The sequence below is a fragment of the Enterobacter sp. ECC-219 genome (genome assembly GCF_043966805.1).
GTDB lineage: Bacteria > Pseudomonadota > Gammaproteobacteria > Enterobacterales > Enterobacteriaceae > Enterobacter > Enterobacter cloacae_N.
In genome coordinates this window covers 1,799,607-1,817,725 of the sequence record NZ_CP143680.1, presented here as the reverse complement: position 1 = coordinate 1,817,725, position 18,119 = coordinate 1,799,607, and the positions used below count along the sequence as shown (strand labels likewise).

Below are 18,119 nucleotides of genomic sequence, written 5' to 3'. Positions count from 1 at the left end.
TAACATGAAAACCCTGCCCCCACGTGCTATAACTATTTCATTTCGCGGTAAAATCTCTCTCTGCAGGCAGGGAACTCAGTGCCCGAATTCGGACATATGAGAAAGGAAACGACAGCATGAAAACCCGACATCTGGTCAGTCTGGTGACTGGCGTACTTATCTTTTCCGTGCTGGTTCCCATTTGCCTAAGCATCTGGCTGGCCCATCGCCAGGCGGAAGAGAAATTTGTCGATGCGCTGGATAGCTATGCTTCTCGCGTGCTGATGCGCACCGACAGGGTCGTGGATCAAGCTAAAGAAGCGTTAAATCATCTGCAGGAATTTAAAGGGGTCCCCTGTAGCCCGCTGCACTTGAGGGAGATACGTCGGGTCGCGTTCTCATGGCGCTATATCCAGGAGGTGATCTACATCGACAATCTCCGCCCAATCTGCTCTTCGCTTGAACAGGCCAGCAAAGCGGTCCCTTACCCTCCTCCCATGCGGATAACCGAAGATGGTTACAGCGCGTGGCTCACCGCACAAAACGATCTTGGTTTTCACCGCTACATGGCCGTCCTGGGCAAAGGTCATTACCTTGTTCTGATCGATCCTGCCTCGCTTGTGGATGTGATCCCCTTCGGGGCGATTGCCATTGATGCCGCCCTGGTGGGAAGCGCAACGCATCTTATTTTCGCCAGCAGTAACACGCTTGATCCGCATATCCGCGATCGGGTTAACGATCGGGGTATCTCCAGCATTCAGTACAATGGTTCGATGTATGTGATGAAACCAGTCCCTGAGTTGGGGTTTACCGTCGTTGCATGGGCTACGCTCAAGCCCCTGGCTGAAACCTGGCACCGGCAACTGCTTTTCTGGCTGCCGTTTGGCATGCTGATAAGCGTGCTTGCGGCACTGTTTGTCCTGCGGATCCTGCGACGCATCCAGTCGCCACGCAATCGCCTGCTTGACGCCATTAACAGCCGCGATTTTGTAGTTCACTATCAGCCCATTGTGGCGCTGTGTAGCGGCAAAATTGTCGGCGCAGAGGCACTGGCGCGATGGCCCCAGCCAGACGGAAGCAGTCTCTCGCCTGATATTTTTGTGCCGCTTGCTGAACAAACCGGCCTCATCTCGCAGCTGACGCAGTTAGTCGTGGAAAAAGTGTTTGAAGATATGGGCCACTGGCTGCAGCTCCACCCCGATCAGCATATCTCCATCAACCTCGCCCCGGCCGATTTGACCTCCAGTAACCTGCCGCCTTTACTGAGCCAGCTACTGAATAAGTGGCAGATTCACCCCAGACAAATCGCCCTTGAGTTAACCGAGCGTGGCTTTGCTGACCCTAAAATCAGCGCGCCGGCTATCGCCGCGTTTCGCCGTTCGGGCCACCCTGTCTACATTGATGATTTCGGCACGGGCTATTCCAGCCTCAGCTATCTGCAGGATCTTGATGTCGACACGCTAAAAATTGATAAATCGTTCGTGGATGCGCTGGAGTACAAAAACGTAACGCCGCACATTATCGAAATGGCGAAATCGCTGCAGCTGGCGATGGTGGCGGAAGGCGTGGAGACCGAAGGGCAGCTCACCTGGTTGCACCGCCACGGCGTGCAGTACGGGCAGGGATGGTTCTACAGTAAGGCGCTGCCAAAGACGGAATTTATTCTTTGGGCAGAAAACAACCTCGCCACGCGCTCTACTTAAGATAGGATTTGATCACCTGCAGCACAACGCCAAGATCGGCTTCACGCTGCGCCTCTTCAGGCTCTTTCACGACATGATCGGTAAGATGCCCTTCAATCACCTGCATCATCATGCCATTGACCGCTCCACGGATCGCCGCCAGCTGCTGTAGCACGTCGGCACATTCGTGATCGCTGTTGAGCATTTTTTCCAGCGCGGTGCTCTGCCCCTGAATTTTCTTCAGGCGAGTCAATAACATCTTCTTGTCGCGAACGGTATGTGACATCTCTGTCTCCCTCTGTTTTGGCTTTTAAAGCATATCACGCTCTACTCCCCCTGAGTATTTTTCTACTGGGGGGTAGTATTACTCTACTGGGGGGGAGTACTATTTGCGTACGCTTTCCACACCGGAAATTTCAATGAACGATTTTGCTTCACTCCTGCAGCAGGGTAATGCCTGGCTGTTTGTTCCCAGCGCTATCCTGCTCGGTGCGCTGCATGGCCTGGAGCCGGGCCACTCAAAAACAATGATGGCTGCCTTTATCGTGGCTATCCGCGGCACGCTGAAGCAGGCGGTGCTGCTCGGTCTGGCGGCAACGCTTTCCCATACGGCGGTGGTCTGGATCATTGCCATGGCGGGATTATGGTTTGGCCGCGGCTGGGACGCACATACGTCCGAACCCTGGTTCCAGCTGATCTCCGGGGTGTTGATCGTTGCGATCGCCCTGTGGATGGCGTGGCGAACCTGGAAAGAGAGCCAGCCGCACGATCATCATCACGATCATGACCACCATCATGATCATCACCATCACCACGCACACCCGCTGGTTGAAGAGGAGTGGCAGGATGCCCACCAGCGCGCGCACGCGCAGGATATTAATCGACGTTTTAACGGGCAAAACGTGACGACGGGACAGATCGCGATGTTTGGCCTGACCGGCGGGCTTATCCCCTGCCCGGCATCCATCACCGTTCTGCTAATCTGCCTGCAGTTGAAGCATTTTGCGCTCGGCGCGACGCTGGTATTCAGCTTCAGTATCGGTCTGGCGTTAACGCTGGTCGCTTCCGGCGCGATTGCCGCCTTAAGTCTTAAGCACGCGACAAAACGCTGGCCCGGATTTAGCGAACTTTCCCGCAAAGCGCCGTGGATCTCCGCGGCGCTGATTATCGTGGTAGGGATTTACATGAGCCTGCATGGCCTGAGCGGCATTCTGGCGTAAGCCTGCGGCCACGCCATGTGGCCGCATCTGAATGGTCAGTTAAGGGTTCTGCTGCCAGCTAAAGGTATAACGAAGCTGGCGCGTCTGCAGTATGAATTCCGGCGAGACGCTGGGGCTCCAGGAGTCATCGCCGCCCACGCCCATATGGAACGCATCGAGATTGAGCCAGCACCCTGGCTCTTCCCGCAGCAGATGATGATGGGTTGTCTCACGAAGCTGCTGCTGGCCGTAGCGGCTCACCGAGAAATGGAACCGGCCGTTCAGCTGGTGCGGTCCCAGCAGAAGCTTCCGGGTATCGCAGCGCAAACCGTTTTCCGTCGGGAAGATATACGGCGTGTGCATGGCCTCCAGGGGCAATACCCAGCGCCCCTGCTGCGCCGCCAGCTTTCTGTCCGGGTAGTTTTCATGCGGCCCCAGCCCCAGCCAGTCAACCTTTTCCGGCACTTCAGCGAGATGAACGCTCAGGCCAATGCGCGCAGGTTCAGGTATATCAGACGCCATATCGACCTGAATATCGCCATGCAGAACCCCCTGCTCGTCCACCCGCCAGATTTTACGGCTCAGGAACAGCGCCTTGCCGCGATGCTCCAGGACATGCTGAGTTCTGACCACCACTTCGCCTGCGTGCTGCTCTGCCTCACAGTGCAGAACGCGCGATGTGAGATCGTACATGCCCGCCGCTTTCCAGCGTTCCACCCACGCGTTCGGATCGATGCGCGTCGCTTCGCTCACGCCAATGTCGTTGTCCAGCGGCGCGCGGCAGACGTTATCCGACACGGGGGAAAGCAGCGTTTCAACGCCATTTCGCCACCATTGAGTCAGGTATCCGGAGGCGCGATCGAACTGCCAGCGCTGTTGACGATGGGCGATCTCCAGGATGCGATCGCTTTGCGTTAACACCGGCGGCTCGCCCGCCGGAGCTGGCGGAGCAATAAAGAGTGGAGCCGGAAGCGGCCACTGCTCCCACGCGCAGCGATGGCCTGCCGGTGACCACGGCGTTGCCCGCGGCTGGCGAACCTCAACGTTCAGCCAGATTTCACCCGGCCCGTCCTTCAGCTCCGGCAGGTCGAACTCCAGACGCTGGATACCTTCCGGCGCCATCGCCAGCGTCACCTCGCCCGCAGCGAGCACGTCCCCGTCCCGGGCAACCGTCCACCTCAGCACTTCGTTATCGCTGTGACGGAACAGATAGCCGCTTTGCACCTCGATCGCCAGCGGAGAGGTGCTGACCAGCGTAAAGGTAAAGAACTGCTGGGCGCGCTGGGCCTCGTACAGCGCCGGGTGCGGCGTGCGATCGGGGAATACCAGCCCGTTAAGACAAAACTGCCGATCGTTCGGCTGATCGCCAAAGTCTCCGCCGTACGCCCAGAACGCGTTGCCCTCTTCGTCTTGCTTCGTCAGGGCCTGATCGACCCAGTCCCAGACAAACCCGCCCTGCAGGCGAGGATGGCTGCGAAACGCTTCCCAGTATTTCGCAAACCCGCCGAAGCTATTTCCCATCGCGTGAGCGTATTCACAGAGGATCAGCGGACGCGTCTCGTCCGGCATGCCGATCCATTTCTTGATTGACCATTTAGGCACCGCCGGGAAGGGCTGATCCCAGTCGACCCGAGCGTACATCGGGCAGACAATGTCGGTCGCCGCCGTATTGGCCCCACCGCCTTCGTACTGCACAGGCCGCGTTGGATCGGTGGCTTTCAGCCAGCGGTACAGCGCATCGTGATTCGCGCCGTGGCCGGACTCGTTGCCCAGGGACCAGATGATAATTGAGGGGTGATTACGATCGCGCTGCACCATGCGGGTAACGCGCTCGCTCATGGCGGGCAGCCAGCGCGGATCGTCAGCCAGGCGGCTCATCGGCACCATGCCGTGCGTTTCGATATTGGCTTCGTCAACGACGTACAGCCCGTAGCGATCGCAAAGCCGGTACCACAGGGGATGGTTCGGATAGTGGGAGCAGCGCACGGCATTGAAGTTGTGCTGCTTCATGATTTCGATATCGAGGCGCATGGTCGCTTCGTCCATCACCTGGCCGTTTTCCGGGTGATGCTCGTGCCGGTTAACCCCGCGGATCAGCAGCGGTTTACCGTTAAGCTTCAGCAGGCCGTTGCTGATGTCAACGCGGCGGAAGCCCACATCGCAGGCCTCAACCTCCAGTACCTCACCCCGCGGGTTGAGGAGCGCTATCGTCAGACGATACAGTTCCGGCGTTTCAGCGCTCCAGAGCGCGGGGTGGTCGACGGGGATCGCCACCGTTAAGCGCTCGGCCCAGCTGCCGCGCTCGTCCACAATGTCAGACCCCGGACGCCGGGAAACGCTGGCGCATTTTTCCCCCCTGCGCCACAGGGTAAAGACCACCTCGCAGTCTGCAAAGCCAGTCCCTGCCAGCGCGACTTCAGCCTTCAGCACCGCGCGGTCCAGCTCTGCATTCAGATCCGTCACCACGTGATAATCGGCAATCTGCGTTTCGGGTTTATGCAGCAAGGTCACATCGCGGAAGATGCCGCTCATGCGCCACATGTCCTGATCTTCCAGATAGCTGCCGTCGCACCAGCGTAACACCATGACCGCCAGGCGGTTCTCACCTGGCCGCAGGACCGCTGAGAGATCGAATTCGGCAGGCAGCCTACTGTCCTGGGAATAGCCCATCCACCGCCCGTTGCACCACAGATGAAACGCCGAGTTCACGCCGTCAAAGATGATGCGGGTCTGCCCGCTCTGAAGCCACGCGTCATCCACATTGAATGTGAGCGAGTAACAACCGGTTGGGTTTTCTTGAGGCACAAAAGGGGGATTAACGGGGATGGGATAGGTGACGTTGGTGTAGATTGGCGTATCAAACCCCTGCATCTGCCAGTTCGACGGCACGGGCATCGCAACGGCGTCTGCGCAATCTTCGGTTATCCATGTCTCCGGGATTTGCTCGGGTGCAGTAAAGTAGTTAAATCGCCACACCCCATTGAGGGAGCGCCTGCTGGCGGATGCAGCATCATCCCGGGCAGGCTGTTCAAGACGCCAGCTATGTAACGGCGCATGTGCCTCCAGACGGTTCCACTGGGTGACGCCCGGGTTTTCCCAGTCCCGTCGGGCCAGAATGGCGCTGAGAGTCAGCGATAAAGTGTTGGGCATATTAACCTCTTTGCGAAGCGCTCACAATTTTGGTTAACATGCCCTGGCGCCCGGCGACGGTAAAGCGTTGAATCGCGGGGTAGCGAGTCCGATCACAAAGTTTTATTTGCGGGCAAGCTGCTCAGCAAGGAGTGCCAGGCTTCTGAGCTGCTGCGCCAGATCCTCTCGTTCGGCCTGCTTCGGGGTGCGGCGCGCGCAGGAGTGGCGGGTCACCAGCGTCACCGGCAACTGAACCTGCCAGCATTCCTCGTCCCCGGAGGGGTCCAGCAGCCACTCCACGCTGCGCTCGCCCGCCTCGCGAAACGCCTGACGAATGGTCGTCAGCGGTGGGGAAAACCAGGCGCTGTCGGCCGTATCGTCAAACCCGACCACCGATATCTGACCGGGAACAGCGATCCCTTTTTCCGCACAGGCGCGCATCACCCCAAGCGCCATCTGATCGTTCGCCACCAGAATGGCATCCGGTAATACCGCCCCCGAGAGCAGCACGTGTCCCTTCTCATAGCCGCTGGCCGCGCTCCAGTCACCGTAAGCTACCGCAACCGCGTCAAGACCCGCCTGTGCCAGCGTTGCTTTCCACCCCGCCAGACGCGCGCGCGCGGAAACCGAGCTTTCCGGCCCGCTCAGCAGGGCAATATGCCGATGCCCCAGCGAAAGCAGATGTTCAACGCCCAGGCGCGCCCCTTCCCCGGCGTTAAACACGAGGCTATTTACCTGTGCTGACGGCGACACGTCGAGGAACAGCACCGGTACAGGCGTCGCCAGCGCCATGAGCTCTTCGGCGAGCGGATCGTCAAGCGGCACATTTACCAGCAGCGCGTCTACCCGCTGCGCCAGCAGCGCCTGAAGCGCGGCCTGGCACTGATGAGGCTGCTCCACCATGGAAATCAGGACGCTCGCCCCCTGCTCTGCAGCCCGGGATTTTACCGCCGACACAATTTGCGAGGGCGCATGCAGCGCCAGATCGGTGGTGATGAGGCCCAGCGTACGGGTGCGTTTACCCGCCAGCTGCTGCGCCCGCAGGTTGGGGACGTAATGCAGCTCCGCCATCGCCTGCTGCACCTTTTCACGCGTGCGGGCAGAGACGTGCTCCGCGTCGTTAATCACGCGGGAAACGGTCTGATAAGAAACCCCCGCAAGGAGGGCAACATCATAGAGTGTGATTGCTTTCATGCGTTCCGGCATCGCTATTTTCGAAGCGTCTATTCTGGCACAGCAATGCCGTTAAAGCATGTGAGCGCTTCGCAAATCAAACAACCCGCTCCGGCTGCGGTATTTTCTCACCGCGCGGCTTCTGGCGGAACCAGGGCAAGCAGAGCTGAATAAGCGGGCCAATGGTCAGAGCGTACACTACGGTCCCCACCCCAAACGAGCCCCCCAGCACGCACCCAATCAGCAGGACGGACACTTCGATGGAGGTACGCACGCTGCGAATGGACCACCCCAGCCGGGCATGAATGCCGGTCATCAGGCCGTCGCGCGGGCCAGGCCCAAAACCGGCGCCGATGTACATGCTGGTGGCAATCGCGTTCATCACGATGCCCGACACGAGGAAAGCGATGCGCACGGGTAACGAACTCAGTTCGGGGAGCAGCGCCATACTGGCGTCCGCCGCCATACCAATACAAATTACGTTGCTGATCGTGCCAAGACCGGGCATCTGACGCAGTGGGATCCACAGCAGCAGCACCGCAGCACCGGTCAAAATGATCACCGTCCCGATGCTCATACCCAGCTGAATTCCCACGCCAAGATGAAACACATCCCACGGATCGACCCCCAGATCGGCGCGAATAAACATCGCGGTTGAAAGCCCATACAGCCCTAAACCGACATAAAGTTGTAGCAGACGACGTACCATTTTTTTATCTTCTCCAGTGAACCCGACTTTCATCCTGACCCAAAATGGCACTAAGATTAATGTCCAGTTTTTAAATAGTGGACTGCATATGTCATCACGCCGCTTCGGAAGCCAGTCTTTGGTGCGCCTTATAGGGCACTGGCAGCAAACCTCATCCCGCACTCCGCTCTGGCGCCAGCTGGCTGACGCGCTGCGCCTGTTAATCCTTGATGGCCGGCTGGCGCTGCATACGCGGCTGCCGGGCGAACGGGAACTGGCCGCGGCGCTGAACGTGAGCAGAACCACCGTCAGCAGCGCCCTCACCCACCTGCGTGAAGAGGGATACCTTGAAAGCCGCCACGGCAGCGGGTCGCGCGTCATACTCCCGAATTCGCGCGCCGTTCCCACCCTTTCAGCGGCGAGCGCCGCCCTGGATCTCTCCACTGCCGCCCTCAATGCCGGGCCGGAGATCCACCAGGCTTACACCCATGCGCTCACGGCCATTACCCAGCACCTCTCGCTGACGGGCTACGATCAGCTTGGGCTTCCTGCCCTGCGTGAGGCGATTGCGGCACGCTATACCGCGCGGGGTCTGCCTACCCGCGCAGACGAGGTGATGGTGGTCAACGGTGCCGTCAGCGGGTTTGCGCTGGTGCTGCGGATGATGACCGGGCCGGGGGACCGCGTCGTGGTCGATCATCCCACCTATCCGCTGGCGATTGCCGCCATTCAGGGGGCGCAGTGTCGGCCTGTCGGGGTGTCGCTGCCGGAAACCGGCTGGGATACGGATGGCTTTGCCGCAACGCTTGCCCAGATGGCGCCGCGCCTGGCCTATCTGATGCCAGATTTTCACAACCCAACCGGGCGATGTATGGATATCGCCACCCGTCAGGCTATCGCCGATATTGCTGCCCAAACCCGCACGGCGCTGGTCGTGGATGAAACAATGGTCGATCTCTGGTTTGATTCGCCTCCGCCACCACCGCTGGCATCGTTTAACCCGCAGGCCAACGTAATTACGTTAGGCTCTACCGGAAAAAGCTTCTGGGGCGGTCTGCGTCTTGGCTGGATCCGCGCCTCCTCGCGCACCATCGCCACCCTTACCCAGACACGCGATACGCTGGATCTAGGCTCGCCGCTGCTGGAGCAGCTGGCGACGCTGTGGCTTATCGACAACAGCGAACGTTTTCTTCCCGCTCGCCGCAAGATGCTGGCGGAACGCCGCGATCGCTGCAGTTACCTGCTGCGAGAACATTTCCCGGAGTGGAAGTTCCATGAGGCGGAAGGCGGGCTCTCTTACTGGATTGAGCTTCCAGGCATGATGGGGACACAGCTTGCCGCACGGGCAGAAATCATCGGGATTAACCTGGGAACCGGGACGCGGTTTGGCTTATCGGGGGCGTTTGATCGCTTTTTACGTATGCCCTTTTCGCTGGAGCCAGCGGAGCTGGAAGCGGCGTTACTGCGGATTAAACCATTATGGATCGCGCTAAATTCAAATACGCCAGCGGTCAAACGCAGCCTGGTTTAATATTCAAATTTTGAACTGGATCATAAAATAAAAACTGCTGACTGTAATATATGCAGTCAGCAGTTTTCACTGGTCAGTGATTTAGTGTTGAGGAGGAATCGGGAAGCCTTTCAATGAAATAACGAAGTTATCACCGTCTTTCTTTATTTTTGCACCGGTATCACACCAGTCAGACGCAATACGAAAGAACTCATCGCTTCCAACATTCCAGCCAAGACGTACATGCTTCACGTAGCCTGAACGCAACAGATCGCAGGCCTCGTTGTAGTCACTGGCAGTTGACAGTTGTTGTTTCATTTTCTCTTCTTCAGAAGTTTACGTAGAGCCTTGATTTCTTTAGGAGTAAAAGGAGAAACACTCTCTTCTTCCGTATGCTGATTATCAATATCCTCTTCCGATACTCCCGCCTCTTCTACTGCTTCAAACGCCAGCAGCAGCAGTTTCTCTGTGGTCACGCTTAAATTCTCGTTATTTACTTCCGCATAGTGGCGGAGTCTTTCTTTTAGCGCTTCGTCAATTTTAACATTTAAAACTGCAGTAGCCATGTTTGTCACTTCCCTTCGGAATAAGTACTTTATTTAATACACGAAGTTATCACTGTTATCCAGTTCTATATTTTTTTGAGTTTTGACGAAAAATAGACGTCCAATTATAAAATGCCAGTCTATTATTACAGGTTTATGACAATAATATTTCAAAGCGATGAAATATATATTACATGGTATAGGCATTATATTTTTGTGGAATAAAGGCTAAAAAGAGACGGAAACAGGAAAGATCGGATGAGGCCAGAAATGGGTGGGGGCCCTGCCAGCTACATCCCGGCACCCACGTCGTCTGCCCTGGCTGCTTCCTTCCGGACCTGACCTGGTGAACAGAGTAGCGTTGCGGGAGAACCAACAGAGCCCCCATTGAGAGCGTTGATAACCAACGCGCTGGCGCATTATCCCTGCGCAAAGCCTCAATTGCAAGCGACCACAAACCGGATGCTGGTTTCTTGCGCAAACAGACGCAGTAAACACGACGATCTTCGTTTACCATGACGGTCCAGATAACCCTACAGGTGAAGGTATGGACGAACACGACTCCTTTCCACAGCGCGTATGGCAAATCGTGGCCTCGATTCCGGAAGGCTACGTCACCACTTACGGTGATGTCGCACGGCTGGCCGGTTCTCCCCGCGCGGCGCGACAGGTTGGAGGCGTTCTGAAGCGGTTGCCGGAAGGGAGTACGCTACCCTGGCACAGGGTGGTGAACCGTCATGGCGCCATCTCGTTAACCGGGCCGGATCTCCAGCGTCAGCGTCAGGCATTACTTTCAGAGGGTGTGCAGGTGTCAGGAGCAGGACAGATTGATCTACAGAAGTACCGCTGGGTGTACTAAACCCTCCCCCGAAGGAGAGGGTAATAGCAACAATTACATCTGAGTCGGTGGGGTTGGCAGGGACGGCTGATTGGTCTGTGGAGCAACCGGGACTTCGGTTTGCTGCACCGGTACCAGATTCAGGTCAATTTTGGTTCCACCGTGATTAATCGCTTCCTGAACCGTATCGGTGATAAAGACAAGCTTGCCGTTGATGGTTACCGCTGCGCTCAGCAGGATACGGGCATTCGGCTGCACGTCTGACGGGTTATACGGCAACACGAAGCTAAACGGAGCCTGCTTACCTTCAGTACGGACCGCACGCTGGGCCAGAACTTTCGACGGTGCGTCGGCCAGGGAAGCATCAGACAGCGTTACCGTTAATACCGCATCCGGCGGCAGCGCAACTCTCTGTTTAATCCAGATAGTACCGGAAACGTTAGGCTGCTGAATGGATTGCTGTGAAAGGGTATTAATCCCGTTCGGATCTGCAGCTGGCACCGGCACCTGGGCGCTCTTACCGGCACAGGCGGACAACGCCACCGCAATAGCTACACCACTTAGCATGGGCACGAGTTTCATTGAAGTCTCCTTATCATCAATGCACCAGCGGGATCGATCCCATCCGATGTCGTTTCAATCACATAACGTATTTAAGTGTGGCACAGATCACCGATTAATGCCTAAAAACGTACCGACATTCAGATTATTCTACCCATCGGACCACTTTCATTTCTGCGTTATACTCTGCCTATCTTTCGCTGCGGCGTTTACTGAGGACAACTATGAGTCAGGCACTGAACAATCTGCTGACATTACTGAATCTGGAAAAAATTGAGGAAGGACTCTTTCGCGGACAGAGCGAAGACCTGGGCTTACGTCAGGTGTTCGGCGGGCAAGTCGTCGGACAAGCATTGTACGCTGCAAAGGAGACTGTCCCGGCAGACCGTCTGGTACACTCATTCCACAGCTATTTCTTACGCCCTGGCGACAGCGCTAAACCGATCGTGTATGACGTTGAAGTTCTGCGAGATGGCAACAGCTTCAGCGCTCGCCGCGTAGCGGCCGTTCAGAACGGTAAGCCGATCTTTTATATGACCGCCTCTTTCCAGGCACCGGAGCCGGGGTATGAGCATCAGAAAGTGATGCCGCCAGCACCGTCGCCTGACGAACTTAAGTCAGAGACCGATATCGCCCGCGCGCTGGCGCATCTGCTTCCGCCACAGGTCAAAGAGAAGTTTCTCTGCGATAAGCCGCTGGAGATCCGCCCGGTTGAGTTCCATAACCCAATGAAAGGCCATACCGCCGAGCCGAAACGCCAGGTCTGGATCCGCGCCAACGGCACCGTGCCGGAAGATTTCCGCGTGCATCAGTATCTGCTGGGCTACGCGTCAGACTTCAACTTCCTGCCGGTTGCGCTACAGCCGCACGGCGTTGGCTTCCTTGAAAAAGGGATGCAGGTCGCGACCATCGATCACTCCATGTGGTTCCACCGTCCGTTCAATATGAACGAGTGGCTGCTTTACAGCGTGGAGAGTACCTCAGCGTCGAGCGCTCGCGGGTTTGTGCGTGGAGAGTTTTATACTCAGGACGGCGTGCTGGTCGCTTCTACGGTGCAGGAAGGGGTAATGCGTAATCGCGGTTGATGTTGTGCGGCCTGATGCCCTCACCCTGCCCCTCTCCCACAGGGAGAGGGAATACACATTAAAAACGGTAACCAAAGGTTACCGTTTTGCTTTTACCTTGTGCGGCCTGATGCCCTCACCCTGCCCCTCTCCCACAGGGAGAGGGAATACACACTAAAAACGGTAACCAAAGGTTACCGTTTTGCTTTTACCTTGTGCGGCCTGATGCCCTCACCCTGCCCCTCTCCCACAGGGAGAGGGAATACACACTAAAAACGGTAACCAAAGGTTACCGTTTTGCTGTTTATCAGGCGTTATACGCATTCTCGCCGTGGCTGTTGACGTCCAGACCTTCGCGCTCCTGCTCTTCCGGTACGCGCAGACCAACCGTCATATCCGCCAGCTTATAGCCGATGAAAGCGACAACGGCAGACCACACCACGGTGATAGCAATACTTTCCAGCTGCACCAGCACCTGATGAACCATCGTCACGCCTTCAGCGTAGCCCACGCCACCGAGCGATTTCGCGGCAAAGATACCGGTCATGATACAGCCGACGATGCCGCACACGCCGTGCACGCCAAATACATCGCATGGGTCGTCAACGCGCAGCACACGTTTCAGTGCGGTAACGCCCCACAGACCCGCAAGACCCGCGACCAGACCCACCAGCAGCGCACCGCCTACGCCAACATAACCACACGCAGGGGTGATACCAACCAGACCGGCAATCGCACCTGAACAGGCACCCAGCAGGGAAGGTTTACCGCGTACCGCCCACTCGCCGAATACCCAGGAGAGGATCGCACCCGCCGTGGCCACAACGGTGTTCACGAAGGCCAGCGCGGCGATTTCGTTTGCTGCACTGGCGGAACCGGCGTTGAAACCAAACCAGCCAAAGTAAAGGATAGCCGTACCGGTAAACACCATCGGCAGGTTGTGCGGTTTGAACGCTTCTTTACCGAAGCCCACGCGTTTGCCAATCAGGTACGCCCCCACCAGCCCCGCTACTGCGGCGTTGATGTGAACAACGGTACCGCCCGCGAAGTCCAGCGCGCCGTGCGTTGCCAGCAGACCACCGCCCCAGACCATGTGCGCAATCGGCACATAGGAGAGGGTCAGCCAGACCACCACAAAGATCAGGACGGCAGAGAAACGAATGCGCTCCGCCAGCGCGCCAACGATCAGCCCGACGGTAATGCAGGCGAACGAGCCCTGGAACGCAACGTGAATATACTGATAGAAACTGCCCATCAGCGCGGTCAACTCAATATTTTTCAGCATCACCCAGTCGAAGTTACCAAAGAAGGCGTTGCCGGTGCCGAAGGCCAGCGAGTAGCCGTAAACCACCCACAGCACGCAGACCAGCGCGAACGTCACGGCAACCTGCGTCAGCATGGAGAGAACGTTTTTGCCGCGGATCAGGCCGCCGTAGAACAGCGCAATGCCCGGGATAGACATGAACAGTACCAGCGCGGTGCTGATCATCATAAAGGCGTTATCGGCCTTGTCAGCCACGGCAGGGGCAGCCAGCGCCAGGCCCGGCAGCAGTGCCAGCGAACCCAGACCCGTTTTAAGTGTTGCTATCTTCATTTTCTCGATCCCTATCACTGTGTGCCAGGCGTTATTTACAGTGCCGCTTCGTCAGATTCGCCGGTACGAATGCGAATGACGCGCTGCAGTTCGGCAACGAAAATTTTGCCGTCGCCAATTTTGCCGGTGTAGGCCGCTTTGCTAATCACATCAATCACTTCATCAAGCTGATCGTCAGCAATCGCGACATCAATTTTTACTTTTGGCAGAAAGTTAACGCTGTATTCCGCCCCGCGGTAAAGCTCGGCATGACCCTTCTGACGACCAAAGCCTTTCACTTCGGTGACAGTCAGTCCCTGAATACCCATTGAAGACAACGCTTCACGCACGTCTTCGAGTTTGAATGGTTTGATTACCACCGTAACCAGCTTCATAGATCCCCTCCAGTCAGAATTCGGTAATGGCCGCAGCTCACGCAGAAGGTATTGCAAGGGGTGTGCCAGAAATGAAAACGAGGGGGGAAAGCGGTGCGACGAGCGTTACGCCGTCTTCATTAACGAACCGGCGAAAAAAAACGCACCATGTCGGTGCACGGTGCGTTTCAGTATTGCACCAACAGGAATGACTGTTAGCGCGTTGCTTTGTTTTGGTGCATCAGGCGCTGAGCGACTCTTCATCACGCACGCTGGCGGCCAGCTCTTCGCCCGCAAGCTGAAGCTGGTACATCTGCCAGTAGCGTCCTTTAGCTTCCAGCAGTTCACGGTGCGTGCCGCGTTCCACGGCTTGTCCCCGGTGCAGCACCAGAATGGTATCGGCATCGACAATGGTGGAAAGGCGGTGGGCAATCACCACCAGAGTCGTATGATCGCGCACGGCGGCCAGCGCCTGCTGGATGGCCTGCTCGGTGCCGGAGTCAATGCTGGCCGTCGCTTCATCCAGAATCAGCACCTGCGGGGTTTCGATCAGCACCCGCGCCAGCGCGAGAAGCTGCTTTTGCCCCACGGAGAGGTTGTTCCCCTGCTCGCCCAGCTTCGTATTGATCCCATCGCTAAACCCGCGCGCCAGTTCTGCCAGCTGCACTTTTTCCAGCACGTCCCAGACCTGCTCCTGGGTATAGTCCCGCCCCAGGGTCACGTTGGCGTAGAAGGTATCGGCCAGAACGACCGGATCCTGCTGCACCATCGCGACGCCTTTACGCAACACGTTGTGGCTGAGAGACGCGAGCGGGCGTCCGTCGAGGCGAATTTCGCCTTGCGTGACCGGGTAGTAGCCCATCAACAGGCTGGCAAGCGTGCTCTTGCCGCTGCCCGTATGCCCTACCAGCGCAACAAAACCGCGCGACGGAACATCCAGCGTAATGTCCTGCAACACCAGCCGGTCTTCGCGATAGGCAAACGAGACGTTATCAAAGGCAATATCCCCGCTTTGCAGAGGTCGCTCATCATTGCCGTAGGCCTGGCGCGGTCTGTCCATCAGCTCAAACACTCGCTCACCGGCGACGACCGCCTGCTGCAGCATCGATTGCTGGGTAGTGAGCTCGATCAGCGGCTCGTTAAGACGTCCGAGATAGCTAATAAAGGCGTACAGCACGCCGACTTCAATCGTACCGCTTGAGCTCAGCCCAAAGAGCATCAGCAGCCCGCAGAGTACCAGAGCAGAGAAAAGGCTGAGCAGCGGACGGAGCAGGAAACCGTCCAGGCGCAGCGTCTGCATACGCGCCATGTAGTGCGAACGGCTGGCTTCCCCCATCCGCTCGCCAAAGCGGGCCTGCTGGCGGAACTGCTGGATGACGCTCATGCCGTTAATCACTTCGTTGAAACCATCGTTGATGTCGGCCAGATAGGCGCGAACCCGGCGCACAATCGGCGTGCTGTATCGCTGGTAGATCACCATCACGATCAGCACCGCCGGGAAGATGGTAATCGCCACCAGCGCCATGCGCCAGTCGAGGCTGAACATCGCCACCAGCATCGCGCCAATCAGCGCCGCGCTGCGTAACACCGTCGCGACCACGGTGACGTACAGATCGCGGATCACCTCGGTATCGTTGGTCACGCGCGAAATCACCTGCCCGACCGGCTGGATATCAAACTCGCTGAGCGGCTGGCGCAGCGCCGCGTCCATCACATCCGTGCGCAGCTGCTGAACGACGCCCACGGCTGCACGGTTAAACAGCAGCGACTGCGCATAGTGCAGCCCTGCCGCCGCCAGCTGCAGGCCAACGTAGGCCACGCCTAAGCCCGCTACCAGCCCCAGCGGCAGATAGCTTTTGGCGACCATGTTGTCGATAAAATAGCTGATGAGCAGCGGGCCGCTCACCTCAGCAATCGCCGCAATCCAGAGTAAAAGCACGGCCACGGAGAGCGGTTTACGCCACGGCGAGCCGTAAGCCAGCAGACGTTTGAGCGTCGGCCACATCGTTCCGAGCTTACGCATTGGCGGCCTCCTCATCCTGTCCCGGCGCATCGTCCAGCGCCGCCTCAAGCTGTTGATAGCGATACATATCGCGGTACCAGCCCGGCTGTTCGACAAGGGCTTCATGCTGCCCACGCTGGGCAATGTGCCCGTGCTGTAAGACCAGAATTTCGCTGGCCTCAGTGAGCGCTGACAAACGGTGGGCGCAGATAATCACCGTGCGGCCGTCGCCCCACTGGCGCAGGTTATGCAGAATCTGATGCTCGGTACGGCCGTCCACGGCGGAAAGCGCATCGTCCAGGATCAAGATTTCAGCATTCAGCAGCAGCGCGCGGGCAATCGAGATCCGCTGTTTCTGCCCGCCGGAGAGCATGACGCCACGTTCCCCGACTTCCGTTTCATAGCCCTGCGGCAGGCGCAAAATATCGTCATGTACGCTGGCTAAGCGCGCCACGTGTTCGATCTCTTCCTGCGTCGCCGACGGATGACCAAGAGCAATGTTATTCGCCACGGTGTCCGAAAATAAAAACGGCGTCTGGCTGACGACCGCCAGGCGACCGCGCCACTCGTCCAGCAGCAGGTTCGTCAGGGAGATATCATGGAAACGAATATCGCCCTCGGTGACGTCAAAGTGGCGCTGCAGCAGAGAGAGAACGGTACTTTTACCGGACCCCGTTGGGCCGCAGATGCCCAGCATCTGGCCCGGCTGCAGCGTAAAGCTAACGTTTTCCAGCACCGGATGTTCCGTTTGCGGATAGACAAATTTACGAACGTCGACGTTCATGACGCCGCGCCCTTCCGGCACCGCTTCGCTGCCGTCATTGACCACCGGGGCTTCGGCCAGCATGGCGCGAATGCGGCTGTAGGCGGCGCTGCCGCGCTCAACAATGTTAAACATCCAGGCCAGCGCCAGCATCGGCCAGATCATTAACCCCAGATACATCGCAAAGCTGGTTAATTGCCCCAGGGTCAGCGTGCCCTGCACCACCATCCAGCTCCCGCCGCCAATGGCAAGCAGGTTTGCCATGCCGATTGCGATATAAATCGTCGGGTCAAACCGGGCGTCGATACGCGCGACGCGCATGTTCTTCGTCCCCGTGTCCGCCGCATCGGCGGCAAACAGCGCGGACTGCCTGTCCTCCAGGCCAAACGCTTTGATCATGCGGATGCTGGTCATGCTCTCCTGGGTGCGATCGTTCAGAGATGAAAACGCCGCCTGCGCCAGCTTGAAGCGCTCGTGCAGCTGTTCGCCGTAGCGATTGATCGCCAGCGCCATCAGCGGCATCGGCAGAAGCGCCAGCAGGGTCAACTGCCAGCTGATCTGCGTGGACATGACGATCAGCACCGCGCAGCCCATCACCAGCGAGTCCACCAGCGTCAGCACCCCTTCCCCGGCGGCAAAGACCACGCGATCGACGTCGTTAGTCGCGCGAGCGATAAGATCCCCGGTGCGGTGGCGGAGATAAAACTCAGGATGCTGTCGGCTCAGCTGGCGGTAAAAATCTTCGCGCAGCTCAACGGCCAGCTGATAGGACGCACCAAAAAGCAGCACGCGCCAGACGTAGCGCAGGAGATAAACAATGACCGCCGTCAGCACCAGCGTGCCGACCCACATCAACACCCGTGCGGTGGTGTAATGCTGTTCAGTGACGCCATCCACGACGTAGCCCACCACCTTCGGCGGGATCAGCTGCAAAATGGCAATGATAATAAGCAGGGCGACTGCACCGAGGTAGCGTTGCCACTCCCGACGAAAGTACCAGCTTAATTGGGCAAATAATCGCACGCGGTTTGTTCCTGAA

At 57.9% G+C, this 18,119-nt stretch carries 15 protein-coding genes, 1 other RNA gene and 1 pseudogene; 5 read left to right on the top strand and 12 right to left on the bottom strand.

Translation table 11 applies throughout. The features are described 5' to 3' along the window. Positions 1–116 precede the first annotated feature (116 nt). Positions 117–1,682: an EAL domain-containing protein gene (locus V1603_RS08510; RefSeq protein WP_116341574.1), complete on the top strand. Its 1,566-nt coding sequence runs from the start codon at positions 117–119 to the stop codon at positions 1,680–1,682. Here the strand turns inward: V1603_RS08510 and V1603_RS08505 are convergent. Beyond that, entirely contained in the window at positions 1,675–1,947 is a 273-nt protein-coding gene (locus V1603_RS08505) for a metal-sensing transcriptional repressor (protein WP_116341576.1), read from the bottom strand. The two genes, V1603_RS08510 and V1603_RS08505, sit on opposite strands and share 8 nt — an antisense overlap. Positions 1,948–2,080: 133 nt before the next feature. Between V1603_RS08505 and V1603_RS08500 the strand changes: the two genes are divergently transcribed. Continuing rightward, on the top strand, positions 2,081–2,881 hold the full coding sequence (locus V1603_RS08500; protein WP_395313764.1) for a nickel/cobalt efflux protein RcnA: 801 nt from the start codon (positions 2,081–2,083) through the stop codon (positions 2,879–2,881). Positions 2,882–2,920: 39 nt separating this feature from the next. Here the strand turns inward: V1603_RS08500 and V1603_RS08495 are convergent, their stop codons facing one another. The 3 genes from V1603_RS08495 to V1603_RS08485 form a co-directional block, all read right to left on the bottom strand. Then, positions 2,921–6,010, bottom strand: coding sequence for a beta-galactosidase (locus V1603_RS08495; protein WP_395313763.1), 3,090 nt, complete (start codon positions 6,008–6,010; stop codon positions 2,921–2,923). A 102-nt stretch (positions 6,011–6,112) separates the two neighbouring features. Further along, on the bottom strand, positions 6,113–7,183 hold the full coding sequence (locus tag V1603_RS08490; RefSeq protein WP_116341582.1) for a LacI family DNA-binding transcriptional regulator: 1,071 nt from the start codon (positions 7,181–7,183) through the stop codon (positions 6,113–6,115). 76 nt (positions 7,184–7,259) lie between these two features. Then, positions 7,260–7,871, bottom strand: coding sequence for a hypothetical protein (locus V1603_RS08485; protein ID WP_163330434.1), 612 nt, complete (start codon positions 7,869–7,871; stop codon positions 7,260–7,262). An 88-nt stretch (positions 7,872–7,959) separates the two neighbouring features. Between V1603_RS08485 and V1603_RS08480 the strand changes: the two genes are divergently transcribed. Further along, positions 7,960–9,381 (top strand): PLP-dependent aminotransferase family protein, encoded by a 1,422-nt coding sequence (locus V1603_RS08480; protein WP_395313762.1) that lies wholly within the window; start codon positions 7,960–7,962, stop codon positions 9,379–9,381. An 81-nt stretch (positions 9,382–9,462) separates the two neighbouring features. Here the strand turns inward: V1603_RS08480 and V1603_RS08475 are convergent, their stop codons facing one another. From V1603_RS08475 to ffs, 3 genes are all read right to left on the bottom strand, one after another. Beyond that, the gene (locus tag V1603_RS08475) at positions 9,463–9,678 is read right to left on the bottom strand and encodes a hypothetical protein (protein WP_023310588.1); all 216 of its coding nucleotides are present in this window, start codon (positions 9,676–9,678) and stop codon (positions 9,463–9,465) included. Continuing rightward, complete coding sequence (locus V1603_RS08470) at positions 9,675–9,926, bottom strand: hypothetical protein (RefSeq protein ID WP_006176926.1); 252 nt, start codon at positions 9,924–9,926, stop codon at positions 9,675–9,677. The genes V1603_RS08475 and V1603_RS08470 overlap by 4 nt, the downstream gene beginning before the upstream one ends. Before the next feature lie 260 nt (positions 9,927–10,186). Then, positions 10,187–10,283, bottom strand: an RNA gene (gene ffs, locus V1603_RS08465) — signal recognition particle sRNA small type. An 84-nt stretch (positions 10,284–10,367) separates the two neighbouring features. Here ffs and V1603_RS08460 point away from each other — a divergent pair. Further along, positions 10,368–10,764 (top strand): annotated as a pseudogene (locus V1603_RS08460) (MGMT family protein). Between the two features lie 33 nt (positions 10,765–10,797). Here V1603_RS08460 and V1603_RS08455 read toward each other — a convergent pair. Further along, positions 10,798–11,325, bottom strand: coding sequence for a YbaY family lipoprotein (locus V1603_RS08455; RefSeq protein WP_028012173.1), 528 nt, complete (start codon positions 11,323–11,325; stop codon positions 10,798–10,800). Positions 11,326–11,528: 203 nt separating this feature from the next. Here V1603_RS08455 and tesB point away from each other — a divergent pair, with 203 nt between their 5' ends. Next, complete coding sequence (tesB, locus tag V1603_RS08450) at positions 11,529–12,389, top strand: acyl-CoA thioesterase II (protein WP_116341587.1); 861 nt, start codon at positions 11,529–11,531, stop codon at positions 12,387–12,389. Between the two features lie 286 nt (positions 12,390–12,675). Here tesB and amtB read toward each other — a convergent pair whose 3' ends face one another. The 4 genes from amtB to V1603_RS08430 all read right to left on the bottom strand — a co-directional run bounded on the left by amtB (position 12,676) and on the right by V1603_RS08430 (position 18,103). Then, positions 12,676–13,962, bottom strand: a complete 1,287-nt coding sequence (gene amtB, locus V1603_RS08445) for an ammonium transporter AmtB (RefSeq protein WP_014882787.1) — start codon at positions 13,960–13,962, stop codon at positions 12,676–12,678. A gap of 35 nt (positions 13,963–13,997) precedes the next feature. Next, a complete protein-coding gene (gene glnK, locus V1603_RS08440) occupies positions 13,998–14,336 on the bottom strand; it encodes a P-II family nitrogen regulator (RefSeq protein ID WP_008503304.1) in 339 nt (112 codons plus the stop codon). Between the two features lie 220 nt (positions 14,337–14,556). Then, positions 14,557–16,338, bottom strand: a complete 1,782-nt coding sequence (locus V1603_RS08435) for a SmdB family multidrug efflux ABC transporter permease/ATP-binding protein (protein WP_166710277.1) — start codon at positions 16,336–16,338, stop codon at positions 14,557–14,559. Continuing rightward, positions 16,331–18,103, bottom strand: coding sequence for a SmdA family multidrug ABC transporter permease/ATP-binding protein (locus tag V1603_RS08430; RefSeq protein ID WP_166710275.1), 1,773 nt, complete (start codon positions 18,101–18,103; stop codon positions 16,331–16,333). Before V1603_RS08430 ends, V1603_RS08435 begins: the two co-directional genes overlap by 8 nt. Positions 18,104–18,119 lie beyond the last annotated feature (16 nt).

What these genes read in the sequence shown, in the direction of transcription:
- V1603_RS08510 (WP_116341574.1), top strand. Translation starts at nt 117, where the DNA reads ATGAAAACCCGACATCTGGTCAGTCTGGTGACTGGCGTACTTATCTTT.
- V1603_RS08505 (WP_116341576.1), bottom strand. Translation starts at nt 1,947, where the DNA reads ATGTCACATACCGTTCGCGACAAGAAGATGTTATTGACTCGCCTGAAG.
- V1603_RS08500 (WP_395313764.1), top strand. Translation starts at nt 2,081, where the DNA reads ATGAACGATTTTGCTTCACTCCTGCAGCAGGGTAATGCCTGGCTGTTT.
- V1603_RS08495 (WP_395313763.1), bottom strand. Translation starts at nt 6,010, where the DNA reads ATGCCCAACACTTTATCGCTGACTCTCAGCGCCATTCTGGCCCGACGG.
- V1603_RS08490 (WP_116341582.1), bottom strand. Translation starts at nt 7,183, where the DNA reads ATGAAAGCAATCACACTCTATGATGTTGCCCTCCTTGCGGGGGTTTCT.
- V1603_RS08485 (WP_163330434.1), bottom strand. Translation starts at nt 7,871, where the DNA reads ATGGTACGTCGTCTGCTACAACTTTATGTCGGTTTAGGGCTGTATGGG.
- V1603_RS08480 (WP_395313762.1), top strand. Translation starts at nt 7,960, where the DNA reads ATGTCATCACGCCGCTTCGGAAGCCAGTCTTTGGTGCGCCTTATAGGG.
- V1603_RS08475 (WP_023310588.1), bottom strand. Translation starts at nt 9,678, where the DNA reads ATGAAACAACAACTGTCAACTGCCAGTGACTACAACGAGGCCTGCGAT.
- V1603_RS08470 (WP_006176926.1), bottom strand. Translation starts at nt 9,926, where the DNA reads ATGGCTACTGCAGTTTTAAATGTTAAAATTGACGAAGCGCTAAAAGAA.
- V1603_RS08455 (WP_028012173.1), bottom strand. Translation starts at nt 11,325, where the DNA reads ATGAAACTCGTGCCCATGCTAAGTGGTGTAGCTATTGCGGTGGCGTTG.
- tesB (WP_116341587.1), top strand. Translation starts at nt 11,529, where the DNA reads ATGAGTCAGGCACTGAACAATCTGCTGACATTACTGAATCTGGAAAAA.
- amtB (WP_014882787.1), bottom strand. Translation starts at nt 13,962, where the DNA reads ATGAAGATAGCAACACTTAAAACGGGTCTGGGTTCGCTGGCACTGCTG.
- glnK (WP_008503304.1), bottom strand. Translation starts at nt 14,336, where the DNA reads ATGAAGCTGGTTACGGTGGTAATCAAACCATTCAAACTCGAAGACGTG.
- V1603_RS08435 (WP_166710277.1), bottom strand. Translation starts at nt 16,338, where the DNA reads ATGCGTAAGCTCGGAACGATGTGGCCGACGCTCAAACGTCTGCTGGCT.